Origin of the sequence: Bradyrhizobium sp. HKCCYLRH3099 (genome assembly GCF_051167855.1) — a bacterium.
Lineage (GTDB): Bacteria > Pseudomonadota > Alphaproteobacteria > Rhizobiales > Xanthobacteraceae > Bradyrhizobium.
Genome location: NZ_JBNPTW010000031.1, coordinates 1 through 19,538, shown reverse-complemented (window position 1 = coordinate 19,538; position 19,538 = coordinate 1). Strand labels below are relative to the sequence as shown.

Here is a 19,538-nt window from a genome sequence, read left to right as displayed (position 1 = left end):
ACTTGCCGGCTTGAAATGTCGATTGATGTCCGGTGATGCTTTTGGGCCCAAAGTGGACCGCTGCCGGCCCAGAAATCGAGCCGCTCCCGGGCGGGCCGGGTCATCGCGGACGGTTGGCGCGGCTTATAAGGGAGCGTCCCGCCTTCGTCAATCGCGGCAAAACGATCGCGACAAGACGTCCGACCGGCCGCTCGGAGGAGGTGCGAAGCAGGCGGCGTAAACGCCTTCGTCACGGATGCTGGTCAGCGTCCCGTAATGTGACCGGATCAATAGCGTGCAAGACGCGGATGCAAGACAAGCGCTAGACGAGTGTCCCGATGAGGCCAAGGACGGCCGGGATCGTACAATTCTGGGTTCCATTGTGAACGACTTGGAAACCTCAACATGAGCGATCCGTAATTTGACCGGACTCCTGGGCAGTCCCATCTTGCGGAGCCGTAAGGGTGGGGGTGTCTCTTACAAGGGCGAGACGTGACAGAGAGCGACAACCAGCCGATTCTGGAGCGCCTGCGACCGAAGCGGTCGCGCCGGCTCGGCTTGTCCGGAAAGCTGCTGCTGCTGACGATTCCGCTGGTGATGATCGCGGCGGTTCTCGTCTACGTGCCCGCCATCGCCAATTTCTGGACCAATCGGCTCAACGACCGCCTCGCCGCTGCCAATACCGCCGCGCTGGTGCTCGACGCCGCGCCCTCCGGCATGGTGCCGGATTCGCTGGCGCGCCAGATCCTGACCTCCATCAATGCGCGCGGCGTCGCGATCAAGATGGGCCAGCAGCGCCGCCTGCTCGCCAGCGCCGATCTGCCGGCCTCGATCGATCATGACTACGACATGCGCGACATGACCGTGTGGTCGTCGATCGTGAACTCGCTGAAAATGATGACCGAGACCGGCGATCACACCATGCGCGTGATCGGGCCGGCGCCGGGCCGCGCACAATTCATCGAGGTGGTCACCGACGAGAAGCCGCTGCGCCGGGCGATGTACCGGTTCTCGCGCAACCTGCTCGGCGTATCGCTGCTGCTGGCGATGCTCACCGCGGCGCTGGTCTATCTCGCCTTGCATTACCTGTTCGTGCGGCCGATGCGGCGCCTGACCGCGAGCCTGGTCGGGTTCCATGAGAATCCGGAGAGCGCGGCGCGAATCATCGTGCCGAGCCAGCGCTCGGACGAGATCGGCGTCGCCGAGCGCGAACTCGCCGACATGCAGCGCGACCTCGTCTCGATGCTGCATCAGAAGAGCCGGCTTGCGGCACTCGGCCTCGCCGTCTCCAAGATCAATCACGACCTGCGCAACCTCTTGGCCTCCTCGCAGCTCTTGTCGGACCAGCTCGCGAGCGTGCCCGATCCGCGGGTGCAGCGCTTCGCGCCGAAGCTGATGCGCTCGCTGGAGCGCGCGATCGCGTTCTGCCAATCCACCCTGTCCTACGGCAAGGTGCAGGAGCCGGCGCCGGACCGCCGCATGGTCGCGGTCGAGCCGGTCGTTGCCGAGGTGCGCGAGACCGCCGGGCTGTCCCCGGACGTCTCCATCACCTGGGTCGCGGCGGTCGAGCGCGGCCTGAAGATCGATGCCGATCCCGACCAGCTGTTCCGCGTGCTGCTCAATCTGGTGCGCAACGCCGCCCAGGCGCTGGAGAGCCTGTCGGGCGATGCCGGCGTCCGCCAGATCCGCATCACCGGCCGCCGCGAGGGCGCGGTGGCGATTCTCGAGGTGTCCGATACCGGTCCCGGCGTGCCGGCAAAGGTGCGCGAGCACCTGTTCGAGGCGTTCCGCGGCGCCGGCCGCCCCGGCGGCTCGGGCCTCGGCCTTGCCATCGCCGCCGAGCTGGTGCGGGCCCATGACGGTGACATTCAGCTCGTGGAAGGCACCCTGGGCGCCACGTTCCGGATCACCATCCCCGATCGGCCGGTCGAGCTGCAGACCTTCTGGACCGAGCGCGCCAGCGCCTGAACCGCCGATGGCCACGGGAGGTCATCTCGGCCCGTGGCGCCGATCAGCCCTCCCAAAAAAGGCGCACAAAAACTCCCGCTTCCGCCTTGCCAAGCGGCCTCCGAGCCGTTAGTCAGAGGCCCTTCGCGAGGCCGCCGGCGATTGCCGCCCCGGCCTTCCGGGACTTGGCCTTCGCGGTCGGTCCTGCCAAATGCGAAAAACGCGCCCGTAGCTCAGCTGGATAGAGCATCAGACTACGAATCTGAGGGTCGGACGTTCGAATCGTTCCGGGCGCGCCATTTGCCGATGAAACCTCCATCATCCCATCCGTACTTTCGGAACAGCGCGACGTCGCCTTGCGCGTGGTTTCTCGCGTCCGCAGGAGAACGATCGTGAGTCGCTTCTGGTCAGAGCTCGCCCATGGGCTGTCGCCCTACGTGCCCGGCGAGCAGCCGCAGATCCCGGGCCTCGTCAAGCTCAACACCAATGAGAGCCCGTTCGGTCCGTCGCCGCAGGCGATCGAGGCGATCAGGGCTGCGGCGGCCGACACGTTGCGGCTCTATCCCGATCCGCAGGCCATGCGTCTGCGCGAGGTGCTGGCGGACTACCACAAGGTGTCGCCCGCGCAGGTGTTCGTCGGCAACGGTTCGGACGAGGTGCTCGCGCACACTTTCGCGGCGTTGTTGAAGCAGCCGGCGCCTTTGCTGTTTCCCGACGTGACCTACAGCTTCTATCCCGTCTATTGCCGGCTGCTCGGCATCGCCTCCACGACGGTCCCGCTCGACGCCGAGATGCGCGTGCGCATCGACGACTATCTCGATCGGCCGGGGCCGGTGATTATCGCCAATCCGAATGCGCCGACCGGCATTGCGTTGTCGCGCGCCGAGATCGCGCGGCTCGTGCAGGGCCGCAGCGACGCGGCGGTCGTGATCGACGAGGCCTATGTCGATTTCGGCGCGGAGACCGCGATCCCGCTGATCGCCGATCATCCCAATCTGCTGGTGGTGCAGACGATGTCGAAGTCGCGCGCGCTCGCAGGCCTGCGCGTCGGCTATGCGATCGGCGATGCCGGACTGATCGAGGGCCTGACGCGGGTCAAGGACAGTTTCAATTCCTATCCGCTCGGGCGGCCCGCGCAGGCCGGCGCGATCGCCTCGATCGAGGACGAAGCGCATTTCCAGCAGACGCGCGCGGCCATCATGCAGAATCGCGCCGACCTCACCGCAGCGCTGCTGCGGCTGGGCTTCGAGGTGCTGCCCTCCAGCGCCAATTTCGTCTTCGCGCGGCATCCGAACCATTCGGGCCAGCGGCTCGCCGCCGCCTTGCGCGAACGCGCGGTGCTGGTTCGCCACTTCACCGCGCCGCGGATCGCAGACTATCTGCGCATCACGATCGGCTCCGCGCCCGAGCTCGCGCGGCTGACCGACGCCCTGCGCGAGGTGCTGGCGCGGAATGGTTGAGATCTCGGGGGCAGGGGAGCGCGCCGGTCCCGCTACGGGCAGGTCTCACCAGGCGTAGCGGACGACGCCCTTTCCGGCGTAGGAGCGCGTGACGTTCGAGTACTCGCTCTCGAAGGTCACGCCCGCCGCCCAGCCGTTCGTCCATTTGAGCTCCGCGGACGCGCTGCTCAGCGCGGCTTCGCTCGCCTGCGCCGCGCCGTTGACGACGAAGCTCGCGGCGGGCAGCGCCTGGAAGGTCGCGGCGGCCGTGCGGTTCGGATTGAAATCGTGCGCCCACGCGGTTCGGCCGCGCAGGGTCAGCACGGCATCCTGCATGACATAGGATTTATCAGTCCGAAGCCCGAGCTCGGTGCGTGTGTCGGTGGATGTCCGGGCGGCGTAGGCAAGCGCGAAGGCGCCGCTGCCGGAGACCGTGCGCTCCGCATAGCCCGGCAGGTCGAGGGCGGTCACCTGGACCGCGCCGTAGGGCGTGAGGCCGATGCCGCCGATCCAGGGCGCGACAAAGCGGCTGCCGAGTTCGACGCGGCCGGAATAGGCGTTGGCGTTGAACGCGGCGCTCAGGTGATCGGTGCCGGCCGCGGTGACGATGCGATCGGTCGAGATCGACTGCCAGCCATAGGCCGCCGTCGCAGCGACATAGGCCGGGCCTTGCACGTGACGCAGATAGGCACCGGCCTGGAACAGGTCGGAGCGACCCCAGCCCTGGCCACTGACGTCGAAATTGGTGCCGCCGCCCGCGAGCGCGAAACCGACCAGCGTCCTCGGATCAATCTGATAGTCGGCGCCCACGGCCGTGCCGTAGAGCCTGCTCGTCGTGTTGGTTGAGCCTACGGCCGCATTGCCGTCGGTCGTCTGCGATCCGCCAAAGCCGGAGGCCCACAAGCCGAAGCGCGGCGCGAAGGCTGCCGCCGGCGCCTTGGTCGCCATCGCGAAGGCATCACCGCGCCGGCGCGCCGCATAGGCGCTGGCGCGATCGTCTTCCTCCGCATAGCCCGCGGCTCCGCCCGGAGCAGCCGCCGGGCTGCCGCGCTGCGGGTCGGTCAACAGGCCCATGAACTGTCCCATCGCGCCGAAGGTCGTCTGCTGCGGCGATGCGCCGAGCTGGCCGGCCGCCTGCGTGAGGCCGGCCGGTGTCAGGGATGCATAGGCCGCGGAAATGCCGCCGGCCGCATTGAACGCGTTGGTCAGGGCGTTGCCGGCGGCCCGCTGGTTGCCGTTCAGACCCGCGATGCCGGCATAGCCCAGCGCGACGTTCAGATAGACGTGGTTGGCGTCGTAGCTGAGCGACCGCGTGAGCGTGGTCGAATTGGCGTTGACGATCGGCGCGAAGCTCCCGGAGACGCCGCCGCTCGCGGTGAGGATGGTGTAGGTCTTGGCGACATAGCTGCCCGGCGCGAAGGTGACGTTGACGGTCGCGCCGCCGAGGGTCGCGGTGCCGCTGACATTGGTCGTGGACGCCGTCGCGGGCGAGACCTGCACCAGATAGATCGCACCCGATTGAAAGGCGAGGCTGCCGGAGACGCCGAGTGATGTGCCAGCGGTGCCGTTGCCGGGCGAAAGGATGCCGCCGCTCGCCACCGTCGTACGGCCGATGCTGCCGGTGCCGCTCAGCGTGCCGCCCGAATTCACGGTGAGATTGCCGGCGGATGCAAGATTGCCGTCGACCCGCAGCGTGCCTGCATTGACATTGACGGCGCCGGTGTAGGTGCTGGTGCCGGTCAGGGTCCAGGAGGAGTCACCGACCTTGTTGAAGGTCGAGATGCTGCGATACTGCGCGGCATCACCAAGCTGCGAAATGTCAAAGGTTGCGTTGCCGCTGCCGCCGAGTTGCAGCGCGTTGTTGGTGCTGCCGCCCACCAGGCCGTTGATGACCGAGCCCGGCAGCAGCGTCAGCGTGTTGCCCGGACCAAAGAAGCTGATCCCGCCGTTGATCGTGCCGGCGTTGACGATCGCGGAGCCGGAGGCGGAAATGCCATAGACGCCGCCGGTGATCGTGCCGTCATTGTAGATCAGTGAGTTGCTGCCGAGGAAGACGGCTCCCCCTGGACTGCTGATCGTGCCGGAATTGAGAACCGCCAGGACGCCGTTGCCGCCGCCGACGCCTAGATTCGTCCCGGTGATGAGGCCTCCGGCGAGATTCGTGACGGTCCCCGAGCCGAAGGGACTGACGAAGCCCGCCGCGCCGGAAATGGTGCCGGAGTTGACGATGATGAAGGACGAATAGGCCTCGATGGCGTTGTTGTTTCCGGTGATCGTGGCGCCGGCTGCATTCGAGATGGCGAGGTTGTAGCCCTGGACGCCGTTCAAGCCGGTGCCGGTGATCGTCCCTGAATTGAGGATGCTGCCGTCGTGAATGTTCAGTCCGGCGTTCGATCCGGTCACGTTCGCTCCGACCGCGATAGTGAGGGAGACGCCCGTCTCGACGCCGGTGCCGTAGCCGAAGGTGCTGCCGCTCGTTCCGGGAGCGCCTGCGCCCTGGTTGGTGGTCGTGCCGGTGCACGACGCCGTGACGTTGTCGGCGGCGGCGGGCGTACAGTCTGCGTTGGCGGCAGCGGTGCCGAGCGTCAGCAGAGCAAGCCCGAGGGCCAGCGCTGAGACGCTGCTCTCGTAGGGAAGCCGGCGGCGACGTGGGCTCAGTTCACTCAACGCACAGATGTACCCATCGACTTGCAATCCAGCCCTCATGTCCCGCCCCGTGTACGCAACGACAACAATGTTCCCGATGGAACCCTATCACCGGAAACATGCAGAGGCTTGGAGAAATGGTATGAGGCAACCAGACACGCTTGAGATGTTGCTGGCTTGCTACATGGATTGTGACGGGACTAGGTGCGTCCATCGGTTGTGGGGGTGATGCTGAATCAGCTGGGCTGATGCCATGATCAAAGGCTGTGATCAGACGCCGCGATCAGAGCCGGATGTGCGCATGAGCGACGGCGCCACTCGGCGTCTCCCTTTGGTTGAGGTCAGCTGCAGCCGCCGCAGCCACCTCCGCCGCCACCTCCACCTCCGCAGCCACCACCTCCGCAGCCACCACCTCCGCAGCCACCACCTCCGCAGCCACCACCGCCGCAGCCACCACTGCTGCTGAGCGCCTTGGATGTTGCGAGTACCGAGGCGTAAGCGGTGCCGGACAGCACCGCAGCGCCGGTCAGCGCGACGGCCAGCAGCAATTCGTGCTCGCGCGGGGCGCGGGCCGCGCGCGCATGCGTCGTCTGATAGCTCCGCAGCACCGCGTTGCCGGCGTGGGTGCGGGTGGGCGCCCGTGCGAGCACGGCCGTGCCCAGCACCGTGGCAAAGATCAGCATCATCAGAAAGCCCACGTCGTGATGCCGCGAAACGCCGACGAGGACCTTGATCAGTCCGAACATGACGAGCGCGCCGACGAACGGCAGCACGGACTTGCGGAATGCCGTCATCTGGCTGTCGGTCGGCGCGTAGCCGAGCGTCTCCAGCCGCGCCTGGATGCGCGCCGTGAGCGGCGCCAGCGCCTCCTGGAATTCCTGCCGCGTCATGTCCGGGCGCAGCGCAAGCCGCGGTGGACGATCCATCAGCGCCGCCAGCGGCGCCTGGTCGGTCACCGTGATCTTATGATCGCGGGCCGTGAAAGTTGCTGTGCCGTTCGCGGCGAAGCCGAGCAGGACGGTGTCGCCGAGACGTGGCGCGCCACCGGCGAGATAGGCGAGCTCCAGCTCGCTCAAGGACGGCCGGGCGCTGACCGACGCCGGTCCGATCGTGCCGCGAAGCGCGAAGCCCTTGAGGAAAACAATGGCACCGAGAACGATATAGAGAAGCAGGAATGGGCCGGCCGTCCAGTCGAACGGATTGAGCGCCATAATCATCTCCTGAACAGCCGCCGCAGCCATGCGCGGGGCCGCGGCAGGACAAGCCAATAAGCGAGGTCGGTGACGTGATAGCGCGGTCCGGCGAAACGGATATGTGTCGCCGGCCACAGATCGGGGCTGGGCGGCCCGAAGAAGCGTTCGTGCAGCGCCAGCGTCTCGGCATATTGCCGGCGGTAGGTCATCTGCGCCTCCGGTCCGCCGGGCGTCGGATCGTGATGCAGCGGGGCCTGCAGCCGCTCGCCGCACCAGGTCGTCCAATAGTCGCGCGAGTAGATCAGATGCTGGTGCCAGACCTCGTCGACCACCTCGCTCGGCGTCACCGGCTTGGGCGAGACCATCGCGAGGAAGCAGAAGCGCCGGTAGGCGTCGACCGCGGTCCGGGCGTCGTCGAGGCTCCAGCCGTGATCGCGCGCCAAACGTTGGGTGAAGTTGAACGGCGTAGCCGGCTCGAAATCATGCGCGGCGATGCGCCGCCATAACTCCTGTCGCGCAGGTGTCCAGTCCGGCTCATTGGCCCGGACGTCGACCTTGAGCTGCGCGCGCTGTACCGAAGGCTCCCGTAGATCGTGCACAGCGGCATTATAACACAAGTCGAGATGAGTTCCAGTAGGGCCACCTCTTGACGGGGGAACCATCACCGCCGGTATTGGGCGATGATGTCGTCAGGGCCTTGGCTGCAATCTGACCGCGCCAGGAGGCCGGCCATCAGCTCGGGGAACTGGTGCGGCGTGCCGGCGAATACCGGACAGCCGAGCGGGCCGAGGATCGCGAGCTTAGACACAAGGTTGTTCATCCTGTCCTATCATGGAGTTTTTCCCGGCCAGTCATGGGTCTCGTACACGCCCCGTGCTCTCGGTCGACGCGACGGACAGAGACAACGACATCGTGAACGAATTTGCGCAGCGAAGTAGTTCAGCGTGTGAGTTCCATGGCGTGGCGGCGGTCGTCGTAAGGCTGCGGTAAGGCGGGCACGCTAGCTTTCCCATGTCCTCGTGATCGTCGCGGAGTATCGACGCTATCGACCGCGTGTGAAGGCGAGCAATCCCTCGTCATCGCGATGCTGCATTCGATTGCAAGGACATGGACTGCTGCCGCGGAATCTGAATCGTCCGATCAGGTCGGCTCATTGCCACCCGCGGTATCGTTCATCATGAGCTGGCACCGCATGGCTTCGAACGTCAAAGGTCCAGTCGGCAGGCCGTTCGGATTGTGTACCAGCCCCACACATCCGGACGGCCTGCAATGATGGACCATGCTCCATCCGATCGCCTGCCTGTTGTCCTGCCCGGCACGCGGCGATCACTCCTCAACTCGGCACTGCTCCCAGCTTCAGCGCGTGACCAGCAACGCCACCACTCCCCGCGTACATCCGAGCCACCCGAGCAGCCGCGATTGCACGACGAACTCGCGCTTGACGTAGGAACCCGAGCGAGCGGCCGCGTCCTCTGCGGCCGCGATGCAATCAGGCTGATCCTGGAAGCACAGCGAAACCCTGCCGTAATCGTCGTTTGAATGTCCGGCCTGATCCGCTGCGCCGCTGCCGTAAACCGGGTGGTCAGGGCTGTAAAAGGCCGTCGCGAGCGCAAGACTTTCCGTGCCGTCGACCCGGGCGAGCGGCCGCCCTGTCCATTCTCGCCACTGCCGTGTCGCCTCGTTCGCGACCTCTTGGTAGTACGTGCGCCCTTCCTCATAGCCGTGCGTGTTGCGGTAGAGCGCGTGCAGCGGTGCCCCGACGAGGGCGGCTGCAACCGCGATGGCCGCCGTGAGCACCGTCATGTTGACCGTGTGGAAGCGCTCGACCGGATAGCTCGCGCCGCATACGGCGACCACCACGAACAGGAACAGTCCCTGAAGCGCCCACAGCGAGGGCAGGTCGGTGCCCATGATCAGCGCGTTGGCGACGGGCAGGCAGACGGTGCCGATGGCGATGTAGGCCAGCAGCCGCAGACCGTCGTTCAGCCCGGACATCTCGGCTGCGAAGCGGCGGATCCTCGGGCCGGCGACGACGATCCAGGTCACGGCCGCAACCGCCATCGCCGCCAGCAGGCCCAGCACGAAGAACAGCGCATCCCGCAGCGACGTCGCGAGGTCGGACCTCGCATGCGCCAGCGCATGCTGGATGGGCGTGGCATCATGGGCCATCAGCCAGTCGAGATGCATCGACAGCGCAGCGAGGCCCACGACGGTCGAAATCCAGGGCGAGGCCGATGTGAAGTAGGCGCGGCGTTGCGGATGCGCCGCGGCGGCGAGCGCGAAGCTCGCCAACAGGAAGACCGAATAGTACTTTCCGAGCACCGTGAGCGCGGCGGTGAGACCGGCTGCGGCCGCCCAGGGCAGCGTCCGCGTTTCGAAGGCGCGCAGGAAGCAGTAGGTCGCCAGCGGCCAGGTCGCGAGCTGCACCGAGTTCGCGTTGAAGCGCTGTGCGTGAAACTGATAGGCCGGCGTCAGCATCAGCAGCAGCAGGACGATGACCCGCTTGTCGCCGGCGGCGAAGCGCCGCGTCACCAGGTCGACGCACCACAGCGCCAGCGCGGAATTGGTCATCGCCATCAGGTGGAATGATCCGTCGGAGGCCGGAAACACGCTCGACCAGGCTCCGGCGATCCAGCCCATCAGGGGCGGGTGCTTGACGTTGCCCCAGCTGAACTGCCGGCCGAAGCTCCAGGTCTCCAGCACGTCGGGATGCAGTCCGGCGCCGGCATAGGCGATGCACAGATAGATCGTCCAGACGATGACGAAGCAGGCCAGCAGCAGCGGCACGGCCCAGCCGGCCTCGATGCCGTCGAGCCAGCGCAGAAAGGGACGGCGCCAGGACGCCGGATGGCCGGCGGACCGGTCGGCGAGAGCCGAAAACGCAAATGCATGAAACATGTCGGATTGAACGAAAGAGGGCGGGGCGGAGGCGAAGCGGATGTTGTCGCGCGGCCGATGTCTGCGCCCGGACGATTACGCCAAGCTGACGTTCCGCTGTTGTGCTGATGAGGCCGGCGCCGCACGGATGTCCGTCACGTCATACGACGGTAACCGCTCCGGACGAGAAGCGCCGCGCTCGTTAACCGAGGATGTCGCGGGGCGCAGGAATGATGCCCGCCGAGACGTGGGAGGATTGCCCGCGCGGCCGCTGCAGCTCGATCCGGCGCGAGGCTCTCGATCCGCTGGCTGCAACTAAACGACGCCGTAAAGAGAAGCGACAATCACAGCGGCATTCGTCGCGCCGCAACCTGGCTGCATGGAGCTCTTGAACGTGGCACGTATCAGCATGGCGTGAGTGAACATGAACGAATTGGCCGGCAGAATAGAGAAATTCTACCATTCATTCGTGCGGAAGGTACCAGAGCGCCGACGACGTAATTCTATTGTAATCCGTTCGTAATGATAGCAACACGCGGAAACGATGTTGCAGGAGACGAGCGTGCGCGTTCTGGTCGTTGAGGATGATCCCCAGCTGGGGCTCTGGCTGCGGGATGCGCTCGCGACGGCGTTCGGCTCGTCGGACGTGGTGACCACGCTCGACGAAGGGCGTGCCGCCCTCGCCGTGCGGAATTTCGAGCTGGTGGTGATCGACCGCAGTCTTCCCGACGGCGACGGGCTGGCGCTGCTGCGCGATCTGCGGCAGCAGAAGCCGCGTCCGGCGACGGTCGTGCTCACCGCGCTCGACGATCCCGCCGACGTCGCGCGCGCGCTCGACGAAGGCGCCGACGACTACGTCACCAAGCCGTTCGAGCCGATCGAGCTGGTGGCCCGCGCGCGCGCCGTGCTGCGGCGGCTCTTCCTGGACCGCGGCGCGATGGTCTCGATCGCCAATCTCAGCTACGACATCGTCAATCGCGCCGTGTGCGTCGACGAGGCGCCGATCGTGGTGCCGCGGCGCGAGCTCGCGATCCTCGAGGCGCTGGTCCGCGGCAGCGGCCGGGTGGTGCTGCGCGAGACGCTGGAATCCGCGGCCTATGGTTTCGAGGACGACATCCAGTCGAATGCGATCGAGGCCCATGTCTCGCGGCTGCGCCGCCGCCTGCGCGAGGCGAGCTGCAAGGCGACGATCCGGCCCGTGCGCGGCCTCGGCTATCTCCTGAGCGGCGAGTGAGCGATGTGCTACTGGCAGAAGCTCTCACGTGTCCGACGTTCGATCACGCTGCTCTCGGCGACGCTGATCGGCGCGCTCAGCACCATCATGCTGATCTGCGCCGCCGCGTTGCTGATCAGGTTCGGCGGCGACGATGACGGCACCTGGGGCGCCGCCGACGTCGCCGATGCGTTGAAGGAGGCGGTGGCGCGCGATGCCGGCGGCCAGCTCCAGGTCAAGCAGACGGCTCGCCTCGACAAGATCATGCAGGACTTCCCGTCGTTCTGGTACGTCGTCTCGGACAAGAGCGGCGAGGTCAGCTACGGCTCGATCCCGCCCTGGCGGCCGAACAAGAATCCGACTGCGCAGGACCGCACCAGCTTCCTGGCCTATGCGATCGACGGCGAGACGCGCCGCCTGAAGCGGATGACCGCCGTGCGCAATACGCCGGTCGGCGAGGTCTGGATCGAGACCGGCGGCGTTGCCTACACCTCGACGCAGCTGATGCTCGGCACCCTCACCGATGCCACCATCGTCGCGCTGCCAATCATCCTGGTCCTGGTCGCGACGGTGGCCGCGGCGCTCTTGTTCGTGCCGACGCTGATCGCCCGCCCGGTCCGGGCGGTGGCGCGCGCCGCCGAGCTGATCGACGGCGTGCCCGATGGCCGCAGGCTGCCCGAGCGCGACGCGCCGGCCGAGCTCTTGCCGCTGGTCACGGCGTTCAACCGCGCGCTGTCGCGCATCGATCACGCCGCCGCGGCACAGCGCAACTTCCTCTCCAACGCGGCCCATGAGCTGCGCACGCCGCTGACCAATGCGCGCACCATGCTCGAGACGATCCCCGAGCCGGCCCTGCGCGCGAAGCTCATCGCAGAGAACCAGAAGCTGTCGTCGATCGTCACCATGCTGCTGCAGCTCGCGCGCATTTCGATGGAGGAGGTCGAACTCGGCCAGATTGATCTCGTCGCGCTGGCGCGGCGGGTCACCGCCGAGCATGTGCCGATGGCGTTGACGGCCGGCCTCGAGATCGAATTTTCCGGGCTCGATTCGCCGGTCTGGATTCAGGGCTCGGAGCCCGCGATCGCGGTCGCGCTCTCCAACCTGATCAGGAACGCCGTCGCGCATGCCGGCACGGGTGGACCCATTCTGGTCGAGGTCGACGCGCCCGCGCGCCTCAGCGTGATCGATTCCGGACCCGGCTTGCCGGCGGACCGGCCGGAGCGCCTGCTGCAGCCGTTCGAGCGCGGCCAGGCGCGCGGCGAGGGCATGGGGCTCGGGCTCTCGATCGTGTCGCAGGTGATGGTGACGCATCAGGGCAGCGTCGCGCTGCGCGAGACGCCGGGGGGCGGAACCACGGTCGAGCTCAGCTTTACGCCTTCAGCGCCGCGGCAGCATGATGCCGCGGCCGCGCGCGGCACGGGATCGCGGGCGATCGCCCGGCACGCCGCCCCGCTGCCGCGATCGATCTGAGCGCGTCACGTGTGCCGGCTCAGCGCGCCTCGCGGCTGCGCTGCCATTTCAGGAAGTCGCTGTACAGCTTCGCCGCCTCGTCCGTCGACATCCGCGCCTGGGCCTTGCGCTCGTCGATGAATTTGCGGAATTCCGCCGGGCTGCCCTCCGGCGCGGGCGACTGCATGGCACGGGCGCCCTCCAGCCATTCCTGCGCCGCCTTGAAGCGGACCAGTCCCTGCACCGGCGCCGACAGCACGGTGTCGCGCCATTTCGGGTGTCGCGGCGGCGATTGCAGCACCTCGATCTTGCCGAACAGCGCCTCGACGAACCGCGCGGTGCGGCGATAGCGCTCGCTGTTCTCAGGCCAGTTGTAGACCATCAGCACCGTGGACGCGGCCACCGTCTCGACCTTGCTGCCGGGCGGCACCAGGTTCGGATACTCCTCCGACGAGAACGACGACGGCAGATAGACGTCCTGCAGCGCGCGGTCGTAGGGGATCGTCAGGAGATGCAGCCGGCCGCCTTCGTTCTTGATGCTCTTGATGATCGGCGCGTCCTTGGACACCGAGGCGATCCAGGCATCGCCCTGGCCGTCGATCAGCTTCTGCAAACCTCCGGTCGGGTCGGTCTGGAAATCGATGTCGGCGCGGATGCCGAGGCGGCGGAAGATCGTGCGCGCCGCCGGCAGGCCGATCGAGCGTTCGGCGAACACGCGCCGGCCGTTGAGATCCTCCAGCGACCGGATCTCGCGCCGCGCAACGATGTGAACGTCGTTGTGGAACAGCTGCGCGATGTAGCGCACGCGCTGGGCGATGTCGGGAATGTTGTATTCCGTCTTGACGAATTCCAGCGCATCGGTGGCGACGAAGCCCATGTCGATGTTCTTCAACATGATGATGTCGATGAGGTTCTGCGCCGACCCCTTGCCGAGGATCGGCAGCACCCGCAGGCTCTCGCCCTCGTCGAGCACCGCCGCCATGTCGGAGCCCATCACCGACATCGGCCCGCCGATCGGCGCGGTGATGACGGTGACGGTGCCGGAGTTCAGCGCTTCGCGCTCCGGCAGCGTGCCGACCGTGCCTGCGCCCGCGCGCTGGGCTTGCTGAGCCCAGGCGGTTTTGACCGGCAGCACGAGAGATGAAAGGACGAATACAAAGACCGATGCGCCGGCGACGGCGCGCGCAACACAACTCACCGAACGTTTCCCCGCGTCATTCAGCTTATGTGTTCGACCGTGCAGATCGATCCCGGCCTAAATTTGTCCGCGACGTGGCAGCGCGCGATATGCCGCATAATGGCCCGGCCTGCTCCTTTCCTGGGCTGGAATTGCGATCGCGGTGGGCCGTATCAGTTGCGATCATGGGCAAAGCCCGGCACCAATGGCGCCGGGCTTGCGACTACAAAGCGTGCGAGATCGCATGTCGCCGCGCAGCGTGTGGAAATGACGCGGTGCCGGCGCCACATCATGGCGAACCGGCGTGCCGCCGGCTCAGGCGCTCGCGGCGTCGAGCCGGGCTACTTGATCCGCTGTCAGCGTGAGCTGCGTCGCCGCCACCAGCGTATCGACATGCTCCGGCTTGGTCGCGCTCGCGATCGGCGCGGTGACGGAGGGCTTGGCGAGCAGCCAGGCCAGCGCGACCGAGGCCTGCTGCGCGCCCGTCTCGGCAGCGACGGCATCGAGCGCCGCGAGAATGCGCATGCCGCGCTCGTTCATGTATTTCGGAATGCCGCGCTGGCCGCGCGGGCTCTTGCCGAAATCCGCTTCCGACCGGTACTTGCCGGTGAGGAACCCGGCGGCAAGCGAGAAGAAGGTGATGACGCCGACCTCGTTCTGCTCGCACACGCGCTGCAGCGCGCCTTCATAGACCGAACGCTCCGCGAGGCTGTAGTCCGGCTGCAGGCTCTCATAGCGCGGCAGGTTGTTGGCCTTGGAGATATCGAGCGCCGCCTGCAGCCGCTCGGCCGAGAAGTTGGAGGCGCCGATGACGCGCACCTTGCCCGCCTTGATCAGTCTGTCGTAGGCGGCGAGCGTCTCCTCCTGAGGCGTGCTCTCGTCGTCCTTGTGCGACTGATAGAGATCGATGAATTCGGTCTGCAGCCGGCGAAGCGAATCCTCCACCGCGCGGGCGATGTAGTCGGCCTTCAGACCGACCTTGCCGTCGCCCATGTCCATGCCGACCTTGGTGGCGAGGATGATCTTGTCCCGGTTGCCGCGCTGCTTCATCCATTTGCCGATGATGGTCTCGGACTCGCCGCCGGTGTGGCCGGGCACCCAGCGCGAATAGACGTCGGCCGTGTCGAGGAAGGTGAGTCCGGACTCGAGCACCTTGTCGAGCAGGCGGAACGACGCCGCCTCGTCGACGGTCCATCCGAACACGTTGCAGCCGAAGCAGAGGGGCGGAACGTTGAGGCCGGAGCGGCCGAGCGGGCGCATCTTCATGGGAAGCTCTCGATGGAAGGAGGATGGCTGAATCTGGCGAATGCCTGCGCCAGCTTGCCTGCTTTCGTCGCGCGTGACCAGCGCGGCAGGAGCATGGCGGAGCGGCCCGCCTGCATCCAAACCATGGCGCGGCTGCCCCGAAGAGGTTCCGTCAGCGTCAGACTTTTCTCGCACTTGCCGACGATGGTCCCCGCCTGCGAGCGCCTCGCAGCTGGAGATCCGAGGCAACGGTTGAGGAGTCCGTCTGATGAACAAGCTGACCTATGACCAGCTCGGATTGAGCTCCGATTCCCTGATGATGTCAGATCCGGCGGCCGCGGCGAAGACGACGACGCCCACGCAGGCGGCCGCGACACCGTTTACGCTCCCGGCCGGCGCGGTCTCCGATCCCGTGGTTCATGCCGACGGCTCGGAGACGGTCTCGGTGCACACCGGCGGGCTCACCTTCAACCTCACCTTCGATGCCGCCGCAGCCGCCGCGCCCGAGAGTTTTCGCGCCGGCGTCGAGCAGGCGGCGGCGATCCTGTCGTCGGCAATCACCGACGAGGCCACGATCAATCTGGCCATCGACTTCGCCGGCACCGGCGGCGGCGCCGGCGCCAATGTCAGCAACGGCGTGCTCGCCAACTACACGCAGCTCCGGACCGAGCTGCAGGATCACGCCGCGGCCGGCGACACCGTGTTCGACAATCTGCCGACCACGCGGGCCGTGCAGGGTCATTCCCAGGTGTTCGTCGCCAATGCGCAGGCCAAGGTGCTCGGCCTGATCGACCCCAATAATACGACCACGGAAGACGGCTTCGCCGTCTTCAACACCGATATCCCGACGCAGTCGCTGGTCGGCGTCGCGCTGCACGAACTGTCGCATGCGCTCGGCCGGGTGCCGTCGCCCGGCAATCTCGACATCTTCGACCTGTTCGATTTCACCAGGGCCGGCCACAATCTGATCAACAACAACATCGCGTCCGGCCCGCCCGCCTATTTCTCGCTCGACGGCGGCGTCACCAAGATCGCCGATTACGGCCAGATGTCGGACCCGGCCGATTTCCTCAACACCGGCATCCAGGGCGCTCGCGATCCCCTCAACGAGTTCTACAATCCGACCACGTCGCAGACGCTGTCGCCGATCGACCTCGTGGTGCTGGAGACGCTCGGCTACAACATCAAGACGCCGGACACTGCGGCGCTGCTCGCCCAGATTCCCCACGCCGCCGGCGTCGCCGCGCCGCTGCAGACGCCGGCGCAGGCCGCCGCGATCGCCTCCGCCGTCGCCGCCGAGACGGCGGCGAGCCTCACCAAGCTCGGCGATGCCGCCGGCGCCGCCCAGGTGCTGGCGAACGCCCAGGCCGATGCGGCTGCACTCAATGGCACCGATGCCGGCACGACGACGCATGCCAACGGCATGATGCACGAGGCCGCGCTGCACGACCCCTACGCCAGCAACTCCCACTACGATGCGATGATGGCTCTGCATCTGCACAACATCACCGCGAACTGATCGGCGACGGAATCGACCGCTCCTCGACGATGGTGCAGGCGGCGAAATCGATCATGAAGGAGACGGTCGCATAAGCCAGACCGGCCAGCCCGAAGACGGCGAGGGCGGCGACGGCGGCGAGCAGATGCAGAGCCCAGGGTTTCACGGTCCCAGCCTCACGGACGCAATGCCTGTTGTCCCCATTCAGTAGCCGGCTTCGCGGCTGTGCCGAACGGCGAGGATCGTTGCCTGCTGACCGTCGTATCGGTAGAGAATGACGTAACCGCTGTTTCCAAACGGCACGTGTCGCTCCCGAAATTCCGGCGGCATCTCTCTGACTTGGCGACCCAGTTGCGGATGGTCTCTGAGCGCTGCCGCTCCGGCGCGGATGGCGCGCGCCGCCCGCTGGGCCGCAGCGGGGCTCTTCGAAACCAGGAATGCGTGGAGGCGTCTTACGTCGCGCAGTGCTGCAGGCGTCCAGACGACCTTTGTCATCCGTCAGCTGTGGGGCGTGGGCGGATCGGTGTCCTCACCAGCCTCGAGGCATGCGAGCCACGCATCGGCTTCCTCCCCCGTGACGTGCTGTCCCGTGACCTGATAATCGTTCCATGCAGCCGCCGCGTCCTGCCGAAAACCCGCTTGGCGTTCCTCGCGATCCACATATTGCTCGATCGCCTCGCGCATCAGGGCATCCGGTGAAAGCCGGCGCGCCTCGGCAAGCCGTTGCAAGCGGTCTTCCATGTCTGGTGCGGCTTCGAACTCAAAAGAGACGGTCGGCATCTGCGCTCTCCGTAGACATGGTGTGTATAGCAGGCTGTGCGGCGAATTTCACCTGGGCAGGGAGGCCGTCCGCCGGCGCGAATTCGATCGCCTGGGGCGACGGGGAAAGCCGTAACAGTGCTGAACTGCATACCGAATCCCGGTTGGCTTTTGCCGCGTGACTTCAGACGTCGCAAAAAGCGGCTGCCCGGACGCTTCGCGTGGCATCGCGTGTTGCACGTGTCCTCTCTTGTCGCGTATTTGTTCCGTGGCCGGATCATGATGATGATGCCTCTGGGGCGAGGCGATCGTGGGCGTTGGGGGGCATCGATGGGGATGAAGTTCGCATTGCGCGCGGTGCTGACGGCCGCCGCCATGGCCATGCTCGGTGGATGCGCGGCGTCGCCGGAGGGCCTGAACTCGCGCGACGTCGCCGACAGCAGAAGCTTTTCCGAAAGCTACGAGGAGATCTACCGCCGCCTGATGGAGGCCGGCAAAAGCTGTAATCCGCCGGTCCGGGTCTTTGGCAATCCGGCCAACCCGGGTGGGGGACAGATCGAAGCCGAAGGCGAGCTGCACCGCGACCGCGGCTTTGCGGAGTTCCGCCTGGTCGCAGGCAGCTATGGGATCCGGATGAACTACTTCGTCGCCGCGCGCATCGAAAAGTCCGGCTCCGGTTCACGCGTCACCATCAAGGTCAGCAATCCGCTGGGCGCGGGGCCGCTCAGCAGCCGCATCTATCGGTGGGCCAGCGGGGACTCGAGCTGCTAGCTTTTTGCGTGCCTTCTGTCGTTTGCAAAAGCACGTATGAGATTGAACCTATGCTGACTGACGACGGCCTTGCCGACATTCGCACTCGTTTGCACCGAGCCACCCCCGAGCCCTGGACGTCGTTCATCGAAGACCCGGACACTTGTGTCGGCCCTGGCTTCACACGAACCGCTACGTCAGACATCCATCTGACGGGAGCGGTGCGCGGCATGCGATTCAAAGGGTTTCAGGCCAACGCCGCGCGCTGTGAAGAACGCGTAGGATTTGGATCGTATCATCGGAGAGTCGATACGCCACGATGTAGGGCGTCTTCGGGATGACGAGCTCACGCGTGCCATGAACGCGCCCTGGCCGTCCCATTTGCGGGCGATTGGCCAGCAGTGTCTCGACGTTTCGAAGGATATGGAGGGCGAAGCGCTGAGCCGCAGCCGGATCGTCTTGCGCGATAAAGACTCTCAAGGCGACAAGATCGGCGACCGCCTCAGGAGACCAGATCGGGGTCATGGTCTTTTGGAGGCAGCCTTGGTCGTGTTGCCAGGGGCCGGCTTCTCGGCTTGCGTTCCCCAGGAGGCCACCCAGTCCTTGACCTCGTGATGTGAAATGCCCTCGCCCCGATCCAGGGATGAGATGGCTTGCTGGATGCCCTCTACCTGCCACTCATAGACATCGAGAGAGCTATTGATCAGCTCGGCCGCAACGATGTCTCGGCTTCGGCCCGTGCGTTTGGCCAACCGTTCGAGGCGCTCATTGACGCTTGCATCGACATGCACGGTCAAGGTGGTCGGTGGCATCGTGCAGTCCTTCGGTCTGTGACCAACAAATATATGACGGGTGATTGGGCTGCGCAATTGCCCGCGAAGCTGCTCACAGAACGCCATTCCCAGCCCGACGGGCACTCTCCGCATCCCTCTCATGCGCCAACTGCCCGTCGAGCCAGTTTGTCACACGCTCACCGGCTTGTGTCGTCGGGCAAATCAGGTCGATGCTCTCGGCCATCCCGTTCGCGATGAAGAGGGGCGTTTCGGCCGATCGTCACGGAGCGTAGCAAGCGGGGAGCGGTGGACGTGTCGGGCTTGGGGCCTTTGCGAGAAGCGGGCCGGCGAGCGAGCCTGGTGCGTACGGTCAAGTCGCGTGGTCCTGGCCTCCCGATGCTGAGGTCAAGCCGGTCGATGATGCGGAAACGCGTCTCGGCGGTGATGGGGGCAAACAAGCCCGGTCCCCAGGGAGATCGCGAAGCAGCCGTTCAAACCATCGCGCGGGGAAGGCCGGGGGCGGATTCAATCGGTCATCGCAACACTCGATGGGGAGGTTGCGATGGGTATCCGAAGGCGGCGGTCCACGCGGG

At 66.4% G+C, this 19,538-nt stretch carries 18 protein-coding genes and 1 tRNA gene; 7 read left to right on the top strand and 12 right to left on the bottom strand.

The window, feature by feature from the left end; all coding sequences use genetic code 11:
• Window positions 1-471: 471 nt before the first annotated feature.
• From ACQR1Y_RS34330 to hisC, 3 genes are all read left to right on the top strand, one after another.
• Entirely contained in the window at window positions 472-1,947 is a 1,476-nt protein-coding gene (locus ACQR1Y_RS34330; protein WP_434861793.1) for a sensor histidine kinase, read from the top strand.
• 201 nt (window positions 1,948-2,148) lie between these two features.
• Window positions 2,149-2,225: transfer RNA gene (locus ACQR1Y_RS34325), tRNA-Arg, on the top strand.
• Between the two features lie 93 nt (window positions 2,226-2,318).
• The gene (hisC, locus tag ACQR1Y_RS34320; protein WP_434880085.1) at window positions 2,319-3,386 is read left to right on the top strand and encodes a histidinol-phosphate transaminase; all 1,068 of its coding nucleotides are present in this window, start codon (window positions 2,319-2,321) and stop codon (window positions 3,384-3,386) included.
• Window positions 3,387-3,431: 45 nt separating this feature from the next.
• Here the strand turns inward: hisC and ACQR1Y_RS34315 are convergent, their stop codons facing one another.
• The 5 genes from ACQR1Y_RS34315 to ACQR1Y_RS34295 all read right to left on the bottom strand — a co-directional run bounded on the left by ACQR1Y_RS34315 (window position 3,432) and on the right by ACQR1Y_RS34295 (window position 10,102).
• Window positions 3,432-6,071 (bottom strand): autotransporter outer membrane beta-barrel domain-containing protein, encoded by a 2,640-nt coding sequence (locus tag ACQR1Y_RS34315; protein ID WP_434880084.1) that lies wholly within the window; start codon window positions 6,069-6,071, stop codon window positions 3,432-3,434.
• A 281-nt stretch (window positions 6,072-6,352) separates the two neighbouring features.
• On the bottom strand, window positions 6,353-7,222 hold the full coding sequence (locus ACQR1Y_RS34310; RefSeq protein WP_434880083.1) for a TIGR04222 domain-containing membrane protein: 870 nt from the start codon (window positions 7,220-7,222) through the stop codon (window positions 6,353-6,355).
• Window positions 7,223-7,224: 2 nt separating this feature from the next.
• Window positions 7,225-7,803, bottom strand: coding sequence for a glycine-rich domain-containing protein (locus ACQR1Y_RS34305; protein ID WP_434880082.1), 579 nt, complete (start codon window positions 7,801-7,803; stop codon window positions 7,225-7,227).
• Between the two features lie 62 nt (window positions 7,804-7,865).
• Window positions 7,866-8,024: a hypothetical protein gene (locus ACQR1Y_RS34300; protein ID WP_434880081.1), complete on the bottom strand. Its 159-nt coding sequence runs from the start codon at window positions 8,022-8,024 to the stop codon at window positions 7,866-7,868.
• Between the two features lie 536 nt (window positions 8,025-8,560).
• Window positions 8,561-10,102 carry a glycosyltransferase family 39 protein gene (locus tag ACQR1Y_RS34295; protein ID WP_434880080.1) on the bottom strand — a complete coding sequence of 514 codons (1,542 nt, stop codon included), beginning with the start codon at window positions 10,100-10,102 and terminating at the stop codon, window positions 8,561-8,563.
• Window positions 10,103-10,643: 541 nt separating this feature from the next.
• Between ACQR1Y_RS34295 and ACQR1Y_RS34290 the strand changes: the two genes are divergently transcribed.
• The gene (locus tag ACQR1Y_RS34290) at window positions 10,644-11,315 is read left to right on the top strand and encodes a response regulator (RefSeq protein ID WP_434861787.1); all 672 of its coding nucleotides are present in this window, start codon (window positions 10,644-10,646) and stop codon (window positions 11,313-11,315) included.
• A 3-nt stretch (window positions 11,316-11,318) separates the two neighbouring features.
• Entirely contained in the window at window positions 11,319-12,764 is a 1,446-nt protein-coding gene (locus ACQR1Y_RS34285; protein WP_434880079.1) for a sensor histidine kinase, read from the top strand.
• A 19-nt stretch (window positions 12,765-12,783) separates the two neighbouring features.
• Here ACQR1Y_RS34285 and ACQR1Y_RS34280 read toward each other — a convergent pair whose 3' ends face one another.
• Together ACQR1Y_RS34280 and ACQR1Y_RS34275 are read right to left on the bottom strand one after the other, a co-directional pair.
• Window positions 12,784-13,878, bottom strand: coding sequence for a TAXI family TRAP transporter solute-binding subunit (locus ACQR1Y_RS34280; RefSeq protein WP_434861785.1), 1,095 nt, complete (start codon window positions 13,876-13,878; stop codon window positions 12,784-12,786).
• Window positions 13,879-14,235: 357 nt separating this feature from the next.
• Entirely contained in the window at window positions 14,236-15,186 is a 951-nt protein-coding gene (locus tag ACQR1Y_RS34275) for an aldo/keto reductase (protein ID WP_434880078.1), read from the bottom strand.
• A 247-nt stretch (window positions 15,187-15,433) separates the two neighbouring features.
• On the opposite strand from ACQR1Y_RS34275, the gene ACQR1Y_RS34270 reads away from it, so the two are divergent.
• Window positions 15,434-16,684, top strand: a complete 1,251-nt coding sequence (locus tag ACQR1Y_RS34270) for an NF038122 family metalloprotease (protein ID WP_434880077.1) — start codon at window positions 15,434-15,436, stop codon at window positions 16,682-16,684.
• Here the strand turns inward: ACQR1Y_RS34270 and ACQR1Y_RS34265 are convergent.
• The 3 genes from ACQR1Y_RS34265 to ACQR1Y_RS34255 are packed head-to-tail and all read right to left on the bottom strand — an operon-like array spanning window position 16,671 to window position 17,443.
• Window positions 16,671-16,829, bottom strand: coding sequence for a hypothetical protein (locus tag ACQR1Y_RS34265; RefSeq protein ID WP_434880076.1), 159 nt, complete (start codon window positions 16,827-16,829; stop codon window positions 16,671-16,673). The genes ACQR1Y_RS34270 and ACQR1Y_RS34265 overlap by 14 nt on opposite strands.
• Before the next feature lie 38 nt (window positions 16,830-16,867).
• Window positions 16,868-17,158, bottom strand: a complete 291-nt coding sequence (locus ACQR1Y_RS34260; RefSeq protein ID WP_434880075.1) for a type II toxin-antitoxin system RelE/ParE family toxin — start codon at window positions 17,156-17,158, stop codon at window positions 16,868-16,870.
• 3 nt (window positions 17,159-17,161) lie between these two features.
• Window positions 17,162-17,443, bottom strand: a complete 282-nt coding sequence (locus tag ACQR1Y_RS34255) for a CopG family ribbon-helix-helix protein (RefSeq protein ID WP_434880074.1) — start codon at window positions 17,441-17,443, stop codon at window positions 17,162-17,164.
• A 309-nt stretch (window positions 17,444-17,752) separates the two neighbouring features.
• Here ACQR1Y_RS34255 and ACQR1Y_RS34250 point away from each other — a divergent pair, with 309 nt between their 5' ends.
• On the top strand, window positions 17,753-18,193 hold the full coding sequence (locus ACQR1Y_RS34250) for a hypothetical protein (RefSeq protein ID WP_434880073.1): 441 nt from the start codon (window positions 17,753-17,755) through the stop codon (window positions 18,191-18,193).
• A 216-nt stretch (window positions 18,194-18,409) separates the two neighbouring features.
• Here ACQR1Y_RS34250 and ACQR1Y_RS34245 read toward each other — a convergent pair whose 3' ends face one another.
• Together ACQR1Y_RS34245 and ACQR1Y_RS34240 are read right to left on the bottom strand one after the other, a co-directional pair.
• Window positions 18,410-18,697 (bottom strand): type II toxin-antitoxin system RelE/ParE family toxin, encoded by a 288-nt coding sequence (locus ACQR1Y_RS34245; RefSeq protein WP_434880072.1) that lies wholly within the window; start codon window positions 18,695-18,697, stop codon window positions 18,410-18,412.
• Window positions 18,694-18,984 carry a CopG family ribbon-helix-helix protein gene (locus ACQR1Y_RS34240; protein WP_434880071.1) on the bottom strand — a complete coding sequence of 97 codons (291 nt, stop codon included), beginning with the start codon at window positions 18,982-18,984 and terminating at the stop codon, window positions 18,694-18,696. Before ACQR1Y_RS34240 ends, ACQR1Y_RS34245 begins: the two co-directional genes overlap by 4 nt.
• Window positions 18,985-19,538 lie beyond the last annotated feature (554 nt).